11 protein-coding genes and 1 rRNA gene are annotated in these 12,365 nt (G+C 74.2%); 4 read left to right on the top strand and 8 right to left on the bottom strand.

Annotated features, from left to right (window positions below; genetic code table 11):
* Positions 1–7: 7 nt before the first annotated feature.
* The 4 genes from recN to GQ466_RS26480 all read right to left on the bottom strand — a co-directional run bounded on the left by recN (position 8) and on the right by GQ466_RS26480 (position 4,196).
* Positions 8–1,705 carry a DNA repair protein RecN gene (gene recN / locus GQ466_RS26495; protein WP_161105777.1) on the bottom strand — a complete coding sequence of 566 codons (1,698 nt, stop codon included), beginning with the start codon at positions 1,703–1,705 and terminating at the stop codon, positions 8–10.
* A gap of 54 nt (positions 1,706–1,759) precedes the next feature.
* Positions 1,760–2,695 carry an NAD kinase gene (locus GQ466_RS26490; protein ID WP_161105776.1) on the bottom strand — a complete coding sequence of 312 codons (936 nt, stop codon included), beginning with the start codon at positions 2,693–2,695 and terminating at the stop codon, positions 1,760–1,762.
* Positions 2,696–3,198: 503 nt separating this feature from the next.
* The gene (locus GQ466_RS26485; RefSeq protein WP_161105775.1) at positions 3,199–4,008 is read right to left on the bottom strand and encodes a TlyA family rRNA (cytidine-2'-O)-methyltransferase; all 810 of its coding nucleotides are present in this window, start codon (positions 4,006–4,008) and stop codon (positions 3,199–3,201) included.
* A complete protein-coding gene (locus GQ466_RS26480; RefSeq protein WP_161105774.1) occupies positions 4,005–4,196 on the bottom strand; it encodes a hypothetical protein in 192 nt (63 codons plus the stop codon). The genes GQ466_RS26485 and GQ466_RS26480 overlap by 4 nt, the downstream gene beginning before the upstream one ends.
* A 116-nt stretch (positions 4,197–4,312) precedes the next feature.
* Between GQ466_RS26480 and GQ466_RS26475 the strand changes: the two genes are divergently transcribed.
* Positions 4,313–4,654 carry an SCP2 sterol-binding domain-containing protein gene (locus GQ466_RS26475; RefSeq protein ID WP_161105773.1) on the top strand — a complete coding sequence of 114 codons (342 nt, stop codon included), beginning with the start codon at positions 4,313–4,315 and terminating at the stop codon, positions 4,652–4,654.
* Positions 4,655–4,745: 91 nt separating this feature from the next.
* Here GQ466_RS26475 and GQ466_RS26470 read toward each other — a convergent pair whose 3' ends face one another.
* Both GQ466_RS26470 and GQ466_RS26465 read right to left on the bottom strand, forming a co-directional pair.
* The gene (locus GQ466_RS26470; RefSeq protein WP_161105772.1) at positions 4,746–5,750 is read right to left on the bottom strand and encodes an HAD-IIA family hydrolase; all 1,005 of its coding nucleotides are present in this window, start codon (positions 5,748–5,750) and stop codon (positions 4,746–4,748) included.
* A 513-nt stretch (positions 5,751–6,263) separates the two neighbouring features.
* Positions 6,264–6,716, bottom strand: coding sequence for a tetratricopeptide repeat protein (locus GQ466_RS26465; protein WP_337193640.1), 453 nt, complete (start codon positions 6,714–6,716; stop codon positions 6,264–6,266).
* A gap of 46 nt (positions 6,717–6,762) precedes the next feature.
* On the opposite strand from GQ466_RS26465, the gene GQ466_RS32050 reads away from it, so the two are divergent.
* Entirely contained in the window at positions 6,763–8,688 is a 1,926-nt protein-coding gene (locus tag GQ466_RS32050; protein ID WP_237418413.1) for a DUF1015 family protein, read from the top strand.
* Positions 8,689–8,716: 28 nt separating this feature from the next.
* Positions 8,717–9,649: an MBL fold metallo-hydrolase gene (locus tag GQ466_RS26450; protein ID WP_161105771.1), complete on the top strand. Its 933-nt coding sequence runs from the start codon at positions 8,717–8,719 to the stop codon at positions 9,647–9,649.
* 40 nt (positions 9,650–9,689) lie between these two features.
* Here the strand turns inward: GQ466_RS26450 and GQ466_RS26445 are convergent, their stop codons facing one another.
* Positions 9,690–10,544 (bottom strand): hypothetical protein, encoded by an 855-nt coding sequence (locus GQ466_RS26445; RefSeq protein ID WP_237418412.1) that lies wholly within the window; start codon positions 10,542–10,544, stop codon positions 9,690–9,692.
* Positions 10,545–10,550: 6 nt separating this feature from the next.
* Here GQ466_RS26445 and GQ466_RS31070 point away from each other — a divergent pair, with 6 nt between their 5' ends.
* Entirely contained in the window at positions 10,551–12,284 is a 1,734-nt protein-coding gene (locus GQ466_RS31070; RefSeq protein WP_202421238.1) for a hypothetical protein, read from the top strand.
* Positions 12,285–12,289: 5 nt separating this feature from the next.
* On the opposite strand, the gene rrf is transcribed toward GQ466_RS31070, so the two are convergent.
* Positions 12,290–12,365: ribosomal RNA gene (gene rrf / locus GQ466_RS26440) — 5S ribosomal RNA — on the bottom strand; the annotation flags it as partial.

The raw sequence follows: 12,365 nt of genomic DNA, 5'->3' as shown, positions 1-12,365 counted from the left end.
GCACGCCTCACCGCTCGCCGGCGGCCAGGCCGAGCAGTTCCTCGGCGTGGGCGCGGCCCAGCTCGGAGTCCTCGAGGCCGGCCAGCATCCGGGACAGCTCGCGGACGCGGCCCTCCCGGTCCAGCGCGGTGACGCCGCTGCGCGTGACCGACCCGTCGTCGGCCTTCTCCACCAGCAGGTGCTGGTCGGCGAACGCCGCGACCTGCGGCAGGTGCGTCACGACGATCACCTGGGCGTTGCGGGCCAGCCGCGCGAGGCGGCGGCCGATCTCGACGGCGGCCTTCCCGCCGACGCCCGCGTCCACCTCGTCGAACACGAACGTGGGCACCGGGTCGGCGCCCGCGAACACCACCTCGATCGCGAGCATGACGCGCGACAGCTCGCCGCCGGACGCGCCCTTGTTCAGCGGCAGCGGCCGGGCGCCGGGGTGCGGGGCGAGCAGGACCTCGACCTCGTCGGCGCCGTGCGGGCCGTAGTCGGCGGACGGCGTGACGTTCACCTCGACGCGCGCGTGCGGCATCGCGAGCGCGGCCAGCTCGGCGGTGACGGCGGCGGAGAACCGCTCGGCGGCGCGCGTCCTTACGGCCGTCAGTTCTTCGGCCTCGGCGGCCAGCCGCTCGGTCAGCTCGGCGTGCTCGGCCCGCAGCTCGTCGATGCGGTCGTCGTCGCCGGTCAGCTCGGTGAGGCGGGCGGCGGACGTGCGCGCCCACTCCAGGACGCCCGCGACCGTCCCGCCGTGCTTGCGCGCCAGCGCCGTGACCTCCGCGCGGCGCTCCTGCACGACGGCGAGCCGCGCCGGGTCGGCGTCCACCGACTCGGCGTAGGCGGCGAGGTCGGTCGCGACGTCCGACACCAGGTAGCCCGCCTCGGCGAGCCGGTCGGCGTGGCCGCCCAGCTCCGGGTCGTGGTCGCGGACCTGCTCCAGCGCGGCGCGCGCCCGGCCGAGCAGGCTCACGACGTTGGCGGCCTCGAACGCCGCCGCCGGGTCGCCGAGCAGCGCCTCGTGCGCCGTGTCGGCCGCCGCCCGCAGCGCGTCGGCGTGGCCCAGGCGCTCCTCCTCGGCGGCGAGGTCGACGTCCTCGCCCTCCTTGGGGTCGACCTTCTCGATCTCCTCCAGGCCGAAGCGCAGCAGTTCCGCCTCGCGGACGCGCTCGTTGGCGCGCGTCGTCAGCTCCTCCAGCAGCGCCGCGACCTTCTTGTGCCGCTGGAACGAGCGCGTGTAGGCGCGCAGCGGCTTGGTCAGCTCGCCGCCCGCGTACCGGTCGAGCGCGGCGCGCTGGCGGCCCGCCTGCAGCAGCCGCTGCTGGTCGGACTGGCCGTGGACGGCCACGAGATCGTCCGCCAGGTTGATCAGCACGCTGACCGGCACGGCCCGGCCGCCGAGGTGCGCGCGGGACCTTCCCTCCGCCGAGACCGAGCGGGTGACGATGAGCGCGTCGTCGTCCAGCTCGCCGCCCGCCTCCTCGACCCGCTCGGCCACCCGGCCGCCCGGATCCACGACGAGCCGTCCCTCGACGACCGCGCGGTCGGCGCCGGGCCGCACCCGCTGCGGGTCGGCGCGCCCGCCGAACAGCAGGCCGAGGCTCGTCACCACCATCGTCTTCCCGGCCCCGGTCTCGCCGGTGACGACGTTGAAGCCCGGCGAAAGATCGAGGACGGCCTCGTCGATCACGCCGAGGCCCTGGATCCGCACCTCATCGATCATCGGACGCACCGGCGTCACAACCCCTCGCACAACGGTTTCCGCGGCTGCCCGAGATTATCTCTCGTGTCCGGCACCCGGCTCCTCGGGACGCGGCCGGGACCGTCCGCGCCAGCCCGTCACCGGGAGGCCGAACTTGGTCACCAGCCGGTCGGTGAACGGGGTCAGGTGCAATCGCGCCAGGCGCACGGGTTTCGCGCCCCTGCGCACCTCGACGCGGGCGCCGTCCGGCAGGTCGATCATGCGCCGTCCGTCGCACCACAACACCGCGCCCGGTGTGTCCGCCATCACTTCGATCGCGACGAGCGAGCGCGGCGAAACGACCAGCGGACGGGAGAACAGCGCGTGCGCGGAGATCGGCACGACGAGCATCGCCTCGACCTCCGGCCACACCACCGGGCCGCCCGCCGAGAACGCGTAGGCGGTCGAACCGGTCGGGGTCGCGCAGACGACGCCGTCGCAGCCCCAGTTCGACAGCGGACGGCCGTCGATCTCGGCGACGACCTCCAGCATCCGCTCCCGCTCGCCCTTCTCCACCGACGCCTCGTTCAGCGCCCAGTTCGTCCCGATCACCTCGCCGTTGCGGCGGACGGTCACGTCGATCGTCATCCGCTCCTCGACGTCGTACCGGTGCGACACGACCCGGTCGACGGTGGCGGCGAGATCTTCGCGCTCGGCCTCGGCGAGGAACCCGACATGGCCGAGGTTCACGCCGAGCAGCGGCGTCCCTGCGGACCTCGCCAGGTCGGCGGCGCGCAGCAGCGTCCCGTCCCCGCCGAGCACCATGACGACCTCGGCGGCTGCCGCGGCGGACGGACCGTCGGGCACCACCTCGACGTCGGCGCACCCGATGTCGGCCGCCTCGTCCTCCAGCACGCGCACCGCCACCCCGGCCTCGGCCAGCCGGTCGATGACCAGATGCGCGCTGCGGACGGCCTCGGGCCGTCCCGTATGGGCGACGATCAGCACCGACCGCGCCTGCGGCTCGCTCAAGCTGTCCCCCGCTCGCCTAGAGCGCGTCTTGCGCTGCGCGCTTCCCTCGCCACTCTGATCGCACGCTCCCGCCGTTCCCCAGCCCACCGCATGGCACGCGCCTCCGGCTCGCTCACAGCGTTCCCCGCCCGCCTACGGCGCGCCTTGAGCCGCGCGCTTCGCTCGTCACGTGCTCGCTCGCCCCTCGCTGCGCGCGCTCCTCAGCCCACCGCGCGCCGCGCGCCTCCGGCTCGCTCACAGCGTTTCCCGTTCGCTTGCGGCGCACTTCAAGCCGCGCTTCCCTCGTCACGTGCTCGCACGTCCCCCGCTGCGCGCGCTCCTCAGCCCACCGCACGGCACGCGCCTCCAGCTCGCTCACAGTGTCTCCCGCCCGCCTGCGGCGCGTTCTGAGCCGCGTCTCTGGTCGCACGCTCCCGCCGCTCCCCGGTCCAGCGCACGGCGGGCGCCCGCGGTTCGCGCTCGCTCACCTGCGGCGCGCCCGGTGCCGCGCGCCTGCGGTTCGCTCACCGCGGCCCCTCCTCGATCGCGCGGGCGAGGTCGTCCGCGTCCAGGGGCGGCGCTCCCGCCGCCATCCACAAGAAGTACTCCACGTTGCCCGACGGGCCGGGCAGCGGGCTGGCCGCCACGCCCTTGACGCCGAGCCCGAGCGTCGCGGCGTGCGCGGCGACGCCCCGGACGGCCTCGGCGCGCAGCTCCGGATCCCGCACCACGCCGCCCGCCCCGACGCGGTCCTTCCCCACCTCGAACTGGGGCTTGACCATGAGCGCGTAGTCGGCGTCCGGCGCGACGCAGCGCCGGATCGGTTCGAGGACGAGCCGCAGCGAGATGAACGAGAGGTCCCCGACGACCAGGTCCGGCCGTTCGGCCTCCGGCTGCCCCAGCGTCTCGGGCGTCAGGTCCCGGATGTTGACGCGTTCCAGCACGGTGACGCGGTCGTCGGTGCGCAGGGACCACGCGATCTGCCCGTAGCCGACGTCCACGGCGTAGACGTGCGCGGCGCCGGCGCGCAGCAGGACGTCGGTGAAGCCGCCCGTGGACGCGCCCGCGTCCAGGCACACCCGGCCCGCCGGCTTGAGGTCCGCGAACGCGGCGAGGGCGCCCGCGAGCTTGTGGCCGCCGCGCGAGACGTACCCGGGATCGTCGGCGGGCGCGGTGACGACGATCGCGGCGCCGGTCTCGACCTGCGTCGCCGCCTTCGCCGCCTGCTGCCCGCCGACGCGGACGAGGCCGTCGCCGATGAGCTGGGCCGCCTGCTCGCGCGACCGCGCCAGGCCGCGCCGGACCAGCTCGGCGTCGAGCCGCCGCCGCGTCACGGGCGCGGCCCCGGGACCGGCGGCTGCGCGGGCTCGCCGTCGAGCAGTTCCTGGAGCCGCGCGTGGACGTCCTCGAACACCGCCACGTGCGCGGCGACCGGCGCGCCGGGCAGCTCGCCGAGGCGCGCGAGGACCGTGTCGACGCGCGCGTCCCCGGTGGACGCGTGCGGCGCGGTGCCGTCGGACATCGGCCTGACCTCCTGGACATCTCCGGCCCGCGGGTCGCGGGTCGCTCGGGGACCGGTCTGAACGCTACCGTCCCTTCACGGCATCGTTGTCGACCGAACGGGGGAACGGCCTGACCATGGCGAACGAGGACGAATGCCGTGCCGCGCTCGACCGGGTCGCCGCCCGGCTCGCCGACGTGGACCCCGAGCGGTTCGCCGAGCACGTGGTGGAACGCACCATCACCTGCCGGATCCCCGACCTCGGGATCGCGTTCGCGACCCGCGTGCACCCCGGCGGCCTGGACCCCGTGCGGCGCACCGAGGACCCGTCCGTCGGCCAGGTTCGGCTGACGGTGAACAGCGACGACCTCGTCGCCCTCGCCGACGACCGCCTCCATCCCGCCCGCGCGTGGACGTCGGGCCGCCTGCGCGTCGAGGCGAGCTTCACCGACCTCCTGCGCCTGCGCAAAGCCCTCTGACCGACCCGGCGGGCCCGGGCGCCCGCGGCGAACCGTCGACGGCCTCGGCGGACGGCGCCGCCGTGCGCCAAGCCCTCTGACCCGCCGCGCTCTACGCGAGCCCGAGCGTCCGCAGCGGACCGTCGACGGCCTCGGCGGACGGCGCCGCCGCGTCGCGCCAGGACGCGGCGGCGAGCGCACGCAGGCCGTCGTACGGATCGCCGGACCCCTCGACGGAGAGCGCGTCGCCGTCGCGCGTCGCCGTCCAGGCGTTGCAGCGCCAGGCGTCCCCGTCCCGGACGACCTCCGGATGCCCGGCGACGAGACCGCCCAGATCGGCCGCCAGAAAGGTCGGCCGATGCTCGGGCGGGGCGGTGAGCACGTCGCGCGGCCGGGTGACGCCCGTGAAGACGAGCAGGCTGTCGGCGCCGCCGTTGTGCGCGCCCTCGATGTCGGTGTCGAGCCGGTCTCCGACGACGAGAGGATGCTCGGCGCCCGTCCGGACCACCGACTCGTGGTGCAGCGGACGCTCCGGCTTGCCCGTCACGATCGGATCCACCCCGGTCGCCGACCGGATCACCTGGAGCAGCGAACCGTTGCCGGGCTTCGGAACACCGTCGCCGTCCGGAATGGTGCGATCGCCATTCGAGCCGACGAACAGCGCCCCGGCGAGCACCGCCTTCGCCCCCTCCGCGATCAGCCCGTACGACAGACTCGGATCGAATCCCTGCACAACGGCGGCGGGCTTCTCGGCCGCCGTCGACACCGGCCGCAACCCCCGCGCATGAAGCGCGCGCCGCAACGCCGCACCGCCGACGACGAGCACTTTGGCCCCGGCGGGCAGCCGCTCGGCGAGAAGCGTCGCGGCGGCCTGCGACGACGTCACGACATCGGCCGGATCGGCGGGCACGCCGACGCTGCGCAGCAACGTCGCGACGGCCGAGGGCGTCCGGGACGCGTTGTTGGTGACGAACGCCAGCCGCTGCCCCGCCGCACGCGCCTTGGCCAGCGCCTCCGCCGCCCCCGGAACGGGCCTGTGCCCGACGTAGACGACCCCGTCGAGGTCGAGCAACGCCACGTCGTACACCTCGCTGAGCGGCCTGTCGGACCCTCGCATCGCACCTCGTCCCTCACGCGGTCGCCACGAACCCCCGAGCACCGCCCGGGATCCCGTCCATCACACCATCTCCCCCGCCCCGCCACCGAGACGCCCAGCCCCCATCCCCGAAGCACCCACCCATTTGGATCGCACCCACCAGCACCGCCGCCGACGCACCCACGATCAAACTTCAACCGACCATGACGCACACCACACTCAGCCCCGCCAGCGCAAGCATCCCCAGCGCTCGACAGCGGGCGCTGATCGCGCCGAGTACACGAGCCCGCCAAAAGCGAGGCCGCAATTGATTCGTCCAACGCGGACGGAGGAGGTCCCACAAACGCGAACCGGCGACACTCGATGCAACGTGATCGCGATCAGCGCTGCAACAGTGATGGTCGTGGTCAGGGGCGATCAGGCGGGAAGGTCGAAGGGGCAAAAGGGAGCGGTGAACGGACGGAGGGGCGAACGGACGGAGGGGCGAACGGACGGAGCGGAGAAAGAACGGAGGGGGTGAACGGGCGGAGGAAGTCAGTCGCGCGAGGCGAGGGTGGCGCGAACGTGCCGGAGGGCGTTGGCGTAGTCCTTGTTGTCGGGCCGCATAGCGGCAGCAAGGGCAAGCGGCTCGACGGCGCCGCGAAAGTCGCCCATGCGGCTGAGCGCAAGCCCCAGCCCGAACAGGGCGTAATCCTCAGCGGGATCATCGGCGACGATCGAGCGGAAGCTGTCGGCGGCGTCCCCGAACCGCCGGGCCCCGAACTGAGCCCGCGCCAGCGCCTCACGAATGGCACGCGAGTCCGGCTCGGCATCGGCCGCACGGGCCAGGAGCTGGAGCGCCGCGGCAGCACTGCCCGACCGCAACAGACTGAGCCCACGCGTGTACCACTCGTACACGTCGCCGCCGGGAGGATGCTCACCCGTGGAATCGTCCGGCCGTCCCGGTCCTTGAAGACTCATATGGACCTCCCGTGCGATCGTGATCACTTTCGACGGTACCCGCTCACGCGGCGGGGGGCCGCCGGTGGTTAGCATGCCCACAGTGGACGGCGATCTCCCTTCCGGATCCAATCCGGAGGACTTCAGCGCATGGGCGTTCGGCACACCGGACCCCAGGCCCGCCGCCGGACTGGTCCTGGCCCCCTTCCGCGGCGTGCGCTTCGACCCGACCCGCATCGAAGACCTGTCCACCGTGACGAGCCCGCCCTACGACCTCCTGGACGACGCGGAGACCCGCTCACTCCTGAACACCGACGAACACAACATCGCCCGCCTCATCCACCCCCGCCCGGAGTCCTCCGACTACGCCGACGCCGCCGCAGCACTACGCCACTGGCTGGCCAACGGCACCCTCCGCCCCGACGACACCCCAGCCCTCTACATCTACGAAGCCGCCACCACCCCCAAAGCCGCCAGCACCGACACAAGCCCCAAGCCAGACGCAAACAGCCCGACCGCCCGGGCCCGCTCCCACGCAGCAGCCACCCGCCACCCCGAAACAACCACCATCAGGTACACCACAGCCAAGCGCGCAGGCGCAGGCGCGAGCGCGGCCACAGGTACCCCTGGCGGGCCCATTGGGAGCGCCGAGAGGGCCAGCGGGGACGCTGGCCACAATGCCGACCCGAGCGCTCGCGGGGACACTGGCGGAAGCGCAGACGCAGGCGCCGCGCCCGGCGTCGAACGCGGTGCCGCGAGTGCCGACGGGCGTACCGACAGAGGCAGCGACGCGAGTGACACTCCTGGTGCAGTGCCCGGTGAGGCGCGCCTCGGCGGGGACACTGGCGGTCGTGCTGCCGGTAGGCCTGTCGAAGGTGCTGACGAGGGCGTCGGGCGTGCGGACGAGTGCGTTGGCGGGAGCGCTAGCGAGGGCACGGACGCAGGCACGGGCGGGGGCGAGGGCACGGACGGAGGCACCGGCGAGGGCACGGACGGGGGCGCTGGTGGGGGCGCTGGTGGTGGTGTTGTTCTGCAGCGTGGGCTTATTGGTGCGCTCGGGCTGCGGGCGGAGGGCGACCGGGTTGTGCTGCCGCATGAGGACGTCTATCCCGGGCCCGTGCGCGACCGGCTGGCGTTGATGAGCGCGACGCGCGCCAACCTGGAGCCGATCTTCCTGACCTATGAGGGCGGCGGGGTCACGGCGGACATCGTGGACGACGCCGCGTCCGGTGAGCCCCTCGTCGAGTTCCGGGATCGCGACGGGCTCGTCCACCGGCTGTGGCGGATCACCGATCCGCGTCTGCACGCGCGCATCGCCGACGACCTGTGGCCTCGGCAGGCGCTGATCGCCGACGGTCACCACCGGTACGCGACGTACCGCCTCCTCCAGGCCCGCCAGAGCGGCCCCGGTCCCTGCGATTACGGCATGGCCCTCCTCGTCGACTCCACGCGCTACCCGCCCCGGCTGGGCGCCATCCACCGCGTCCTGCCGGGTCTGGACCCCGAGACGGCGCTGACGGCCGCCCGGACGGCCTTCGGCGTCACCTCGTTCACCGACCTGTCCCCCGCGCTCGACGCGCTCGCGGCGGCGGACGAGCCCGCGTTCCTGCTCGGCGGCGCGCACGGCCTGCACCTGCTGACGCGGCCCGACCCGGCCCGGCTTGAGCGCGCCGTGCCCGCCAGCGTGTCCCCGCTCGTCCGCAGGCTGAACACGACCGTCCTCGACCGGCTCCTCATCGACGCCCTCTGGAACGTGCCCCGCGACGAGGACGCCGTCGAGATCGTCCACGACGACCCGGCCGCCGCCCTCGACCGCGCCCGCGCGACCGGCGGCACCGCCGTCCTGCTCAACCCCCTCTCTGTTCGCGATGTCATGGCCGTCGCCGCGCACGGCGACCGCGTTCCCCGGAAGTCCACCTCCTTCGGCCCGAAACCCCGCACCGGCCTCGTCCTGCGCCTCCTCGACCAGGATGGAGCGCCGGACGCCGACGGCGAAACCCCGGGCTCGAACTGTGGATAACCGCGTCCCGGAGCGCGATGATCGGGCCATGGAGACCACGATCACGCCGCTCGGCGGGGACGTCTACGAGATCGACACGCGGATGGCGGGATACAGCGGGATCACGGCCGGATACCTGATCCTGTCCGACCGGCCATGCCTGGTCGAGCCCGGAACGTCCGGGTCCGCGCCGATCGTCCAGGCCGCGCTGACCGAACTCGGCGTCACCGCCGCCGACCTCGCGACCGTGGTCGTCACCCACATCCACCTGGACCACGCCGGCGGCGTCGGCGACATCGCCGCGATGTACCCCGACGCCGAGGTCGTCGTCCACGAGAAGGGCGCGCGCCACCTCGTCTCGCCGGAACGGCTGATGCGCAGCGCGCGGCGGGTCTACGGGGACGCGCTCGACGTCCTGTTCGGCGAGCTGAAGCCGACCGACGCGGCGCGGATCCGGGCGGTGGACGACACCGGCGTCATCGACCTCGGCGGCGGCCGACGCCTGGAATCGCACTATTCGCCGGGACACGCCAAGCACCACGTCGGGCTCATGGACTCCGCGACCGGCGACCTCTACGTCGGGGACGCCGCCGGAATCTACCTTCAGGAAACCGCCGACGTCCGTCCCGCGACGCCCCCGCCGGACTTCGACCTGGACACCGCGCTCGGCTCGCTCCGGCGCTTCGCCGCGCTCCAGCCGCAACGGCTGCTGTTCGCGCACTACGGCCCGGTGACGGCGGTCCAGGACACGCTGGAGCGGTCCGCCGAGGAACTGCGCGTCTGGGTGGACGCCGTCCGGGACGCCCGCGATGCCGGGCTCGACGTCGACCACGCCGTCGAGATGGTCCGCGAGCGCACCGCGCACCGCTACCGCATCACGCAGGACGACGTCGACCCGAACATCGCCGCCAAGTACCAGGTGCTCAACAGCGACGAGAGCAACGTCGTCGGCATCATGCACGCGCTGTCACAGCACGCGTGAAAGGGTCAGGCCGTCCGCCACGGGGGCGGACGGCCTGATCTCACTCGTCCTCGTCCTTCTCCGGCGCCGGCTCGGGCGCCAGGAAGACGGCGGGCGCCTCGGGGACGTCCGCGTCGGCCGCCGGCGGGGTGTCCGGCGCGAAGGCGAAGGTCAGCGGGTCCGTCGCGGTCTCCGCGACCGGCTCGCCGAGCGCCTCCCCGTCGTCCGCCGGGTCCGTGACGTCGGGCTCGTCCGCGACGACGACGTCCTGGGCCTCCGGCTCGTCCGCGCCGACGGTCGGGGCCTCGTCCAGCTCCGCGTCGGCGACGAACGTGTCGTCGTCCTCCTCGGTGTCGACGATCTCCAGGCCCTCGATCTCCGCGTAGCGCTCCGCCGCGTCGGTCTCGCCGTCGCGGTCGGCGGCGGCGGACCGCGCGAACCAGTCGGACGCCTCGGTCTCCCGTCCGGCCTCGGCCAGCGCGTCCGCGTAGGCGTAGAACAGCCGCGCCGACCACGGCCGGAGCCGCCGGTCGCGCAGCTCGGGGATCTGGAGGGTCACGACGGCGGCGTCGTGCTGACCGAGGTCGCGGCGGGCGCCGGACTCCACGATCCGCAGTTCCACCAGCCCTGCCGTGTCCAGCCGGGACGCCTCGGGCGACTTGACCAGGTCCAGCGCCCGCTCGGGACGCCCCAGTCCGCGCTCGCTGTCCGCCATAACCGGAAGGTACGTCTCGTCCCCCGCGCCGAGCCGCCGCGCGGCCCGCAGTTCGGCGAGCGCCTCGGCCCATTCGCCGGCGTGGTAGGCGGCGAGCCCCGCCGCCTCCCGGACGATCCCGACCCGCGACGCCACCCGCCGGGCCGCACGCGCGTGCTTGTACGACTGCTCGGGATCGTCCTCCGCGAGCCGCCCCGCCATCACCAGGTGACGGGCGACGCGGGTCGCGAGGTCCTTCGGCAGCGTGCGCAGCTCGGCGCGGGCCTCCGCGTCCAGCTCCTCGCCGGTGACGTCGTCGGGCAGCAGCGGGTCGTCGTGCTTCAGCTCAGTGGACGCGTGCTCATCGCCAGGACGGCCGCCCCGGTCCTGCCACGGACGCCGATCGTCGCGGTCGCCCTGGCGGAACGGCGGACGGCCGGAACCGCGCTGCGGCCCACCACCGGAACGCCGATCGTCGCGCCGGTCCGGCCGGGGGCCGCGCCGGTCGTCCGGACGTCCCCCACGGTCGTCGCGCCGCTCGAACCGAGGGCCACCCGGCCCACGCCGGTCATCGCGCCGCTCGTAACGCGGACCGCCCGACGAACGCCGATCATCGCCCGGACGGTCGTCCCGCCGCTCGAAGCGCGGGCCACGCCGGTCGTCCGGACGTCCCCCACGGTCATCACGCCGCTCAAAGCGAGGACCGCCCGGCCCACGCCGATCGTCCCGACGCTCATAACGCGGACCGCCCGACGAACGCCGGTCATCACCACGGTCGTCCCGCCGCTCATAGCGCGGGCCACCGGACGGACGCCGGTCATCACCGCGCCCACGATCGTCCCGCCGGTCAAAGCGGGGCCCACCGGACGGACGCCGGTCATCTCCCTGACGGTCGTCCCGCCGGTCGTAGCGCGGGCCGCCGAACGAACGCCGGTCGTCACCCTGACCATGGTCATCACGCCGGTCGTAGCGCGGGCCACTGGACGGACGCCGATCATCTCCCTGACCACGGTCGTCGCGCCGCTCGAAACGCGGACCACCGGACGGACGCCGATCGTCGCCCGGACGGTCGTCCCGCCGTTCGAAGGGCCGACCACCGCGATCGTCGCGCCGCTCGAAGCGGGGACCGCGACGGTCGTCCGGACGTCCCGAACGTTCCTGCCGGTCGAATCGGGGTCCGCCGAGGCCGCGACGGTCGTCGGACCTGCCGGAGCGGTCGTCACGGTCGCGGAAGCCGCCGCCCTGCGGACGGCCGGGACCGCGGTCCTGCCGGAAGGGCTTCCGGTCGTCGCGGCGCGGACCACCGGACGGACGCTCGGACCGGTCGTCGCCGGACCGGAACGGACGCCTGTCATCACGGTCGCCGGGACGCCCCTGGTAACGCCGCTCGCCCTGCGGCCCGCCCTGACGGGGGCCACGCGGGCCACCCGATCCACGTCCGCCGCGGTCGTCACGACGGTCGAAACGCCCCTCGCCGCCCTGACGGCGGTCGTCGGAGCCGCGGTACGGACGGTCCTGGCCACCGCGCGGGCCGTCGCCCCGGCGGTCATCGTCGCGAAAGTCGCGTCGAGGCGGACGGTCTTCGCGGCGGTCATCGCGCCGGAAGCCGCCGCCACCCGGACGGCCGCCGCCGAAGGAACGGCCACCGCCGTTCCCCGACTGGCCGCTCTGTCGCGGACGGCCCTGGGCGCCTCGGGGGCCGCCCGACCGCGGCGCCGCACCGCGAGGGCCGCCGTCCCGGCGCCGACCGGCGTCGCCGCGACCGTCCCCCCCGCGACGGGCGGGCTTGTCGCGCCCCCCGTCCCTGCCGCGCCGGTCCTCGCCGTTTCGGCCGTCCTCTTCCGCGCTCATCACGTCCGTCACTGTCGTCGTCGTTCGGTTGCCCCTGCAGCCTACTTCGACTGGGGCATTACATGCGTCGAGGGCCGCACCCGTGCATTCCGGGGCGACCCTCGACACTAAAGAAAGTCCGGCGGTGTCCTACTCTCCCACACAGTCTCCCATGCAGTACCATCGGCGCTGAAAGGCTTAACTTCCGGGTTC

Origin of the sequence: Actinomadura rayongensis (genome assembly GCF_009831215.1) — a bacterium.
In the GTDB taxonomy this organism is placed as follows: Bacteria; Actinomycetota; Actinomycetes; order Streptosporangiales; family Streptosporangiaceae; genus Spirillospora; species Spirillospora rayongensis.
Note: the sequence above shows the minus strand (reverse complement) of the source record. Positions and strands in the feature narration are given on the sequence as shown.

Bases quoted from the DNA above. Each gene is read 5' to 3' on its own strand.
- recN (WP_161105777.1), bottom strand. From the start codon at position 1,705: ATGATCGATGAGGTGCGGATCCAGGGCCTCGGCGTGATCGACGAGGCC.
- GQ466_RS26480 (WP_161105774.1), bottom strand. From the start codon at position 4,196: ATGTCCGACGGCACCGCGCCGCACGCGTCCACCGGGGACGCGCGCGTC.
- GQ466_RS26475 (WP_161105773.1), top strand. From the start codon at position 4,313: ATGGCGAACGAGGACGAATGCCGTGCCGCGCTCGACCGGGTCGCCGCC.
- GQ466_RS26470 (WP_161105772.1), bottom strand. From the start codon at position 5,750: ATGCGAGGGTCCGACAGGCCGCTCAGCGAGGTGTACGACGTGGCGTTG.
- GQ466_RS32050 (WP_237418413.1), top strand. From the start codon at position 6,763: ATGCCCACAGTGGACGGCGATCTCCCTTCCGGATCCAATCCGGAGGAC.
- GQ466_RS26450 (WP_161105771.1), top strand. From the start codon at position 8,717: ATGGAGACCACGATCACGCCGCTCGGCGGGGACGTCTACGAGATCGAC.
- GQ466_RS26445 (WP_237418412.1), bottom strand. From the start codon at position 10,544: ATGGCGGGGCGGCTCGCGGAGGACGATCCCGAGCAGTCGTACAAGCAC.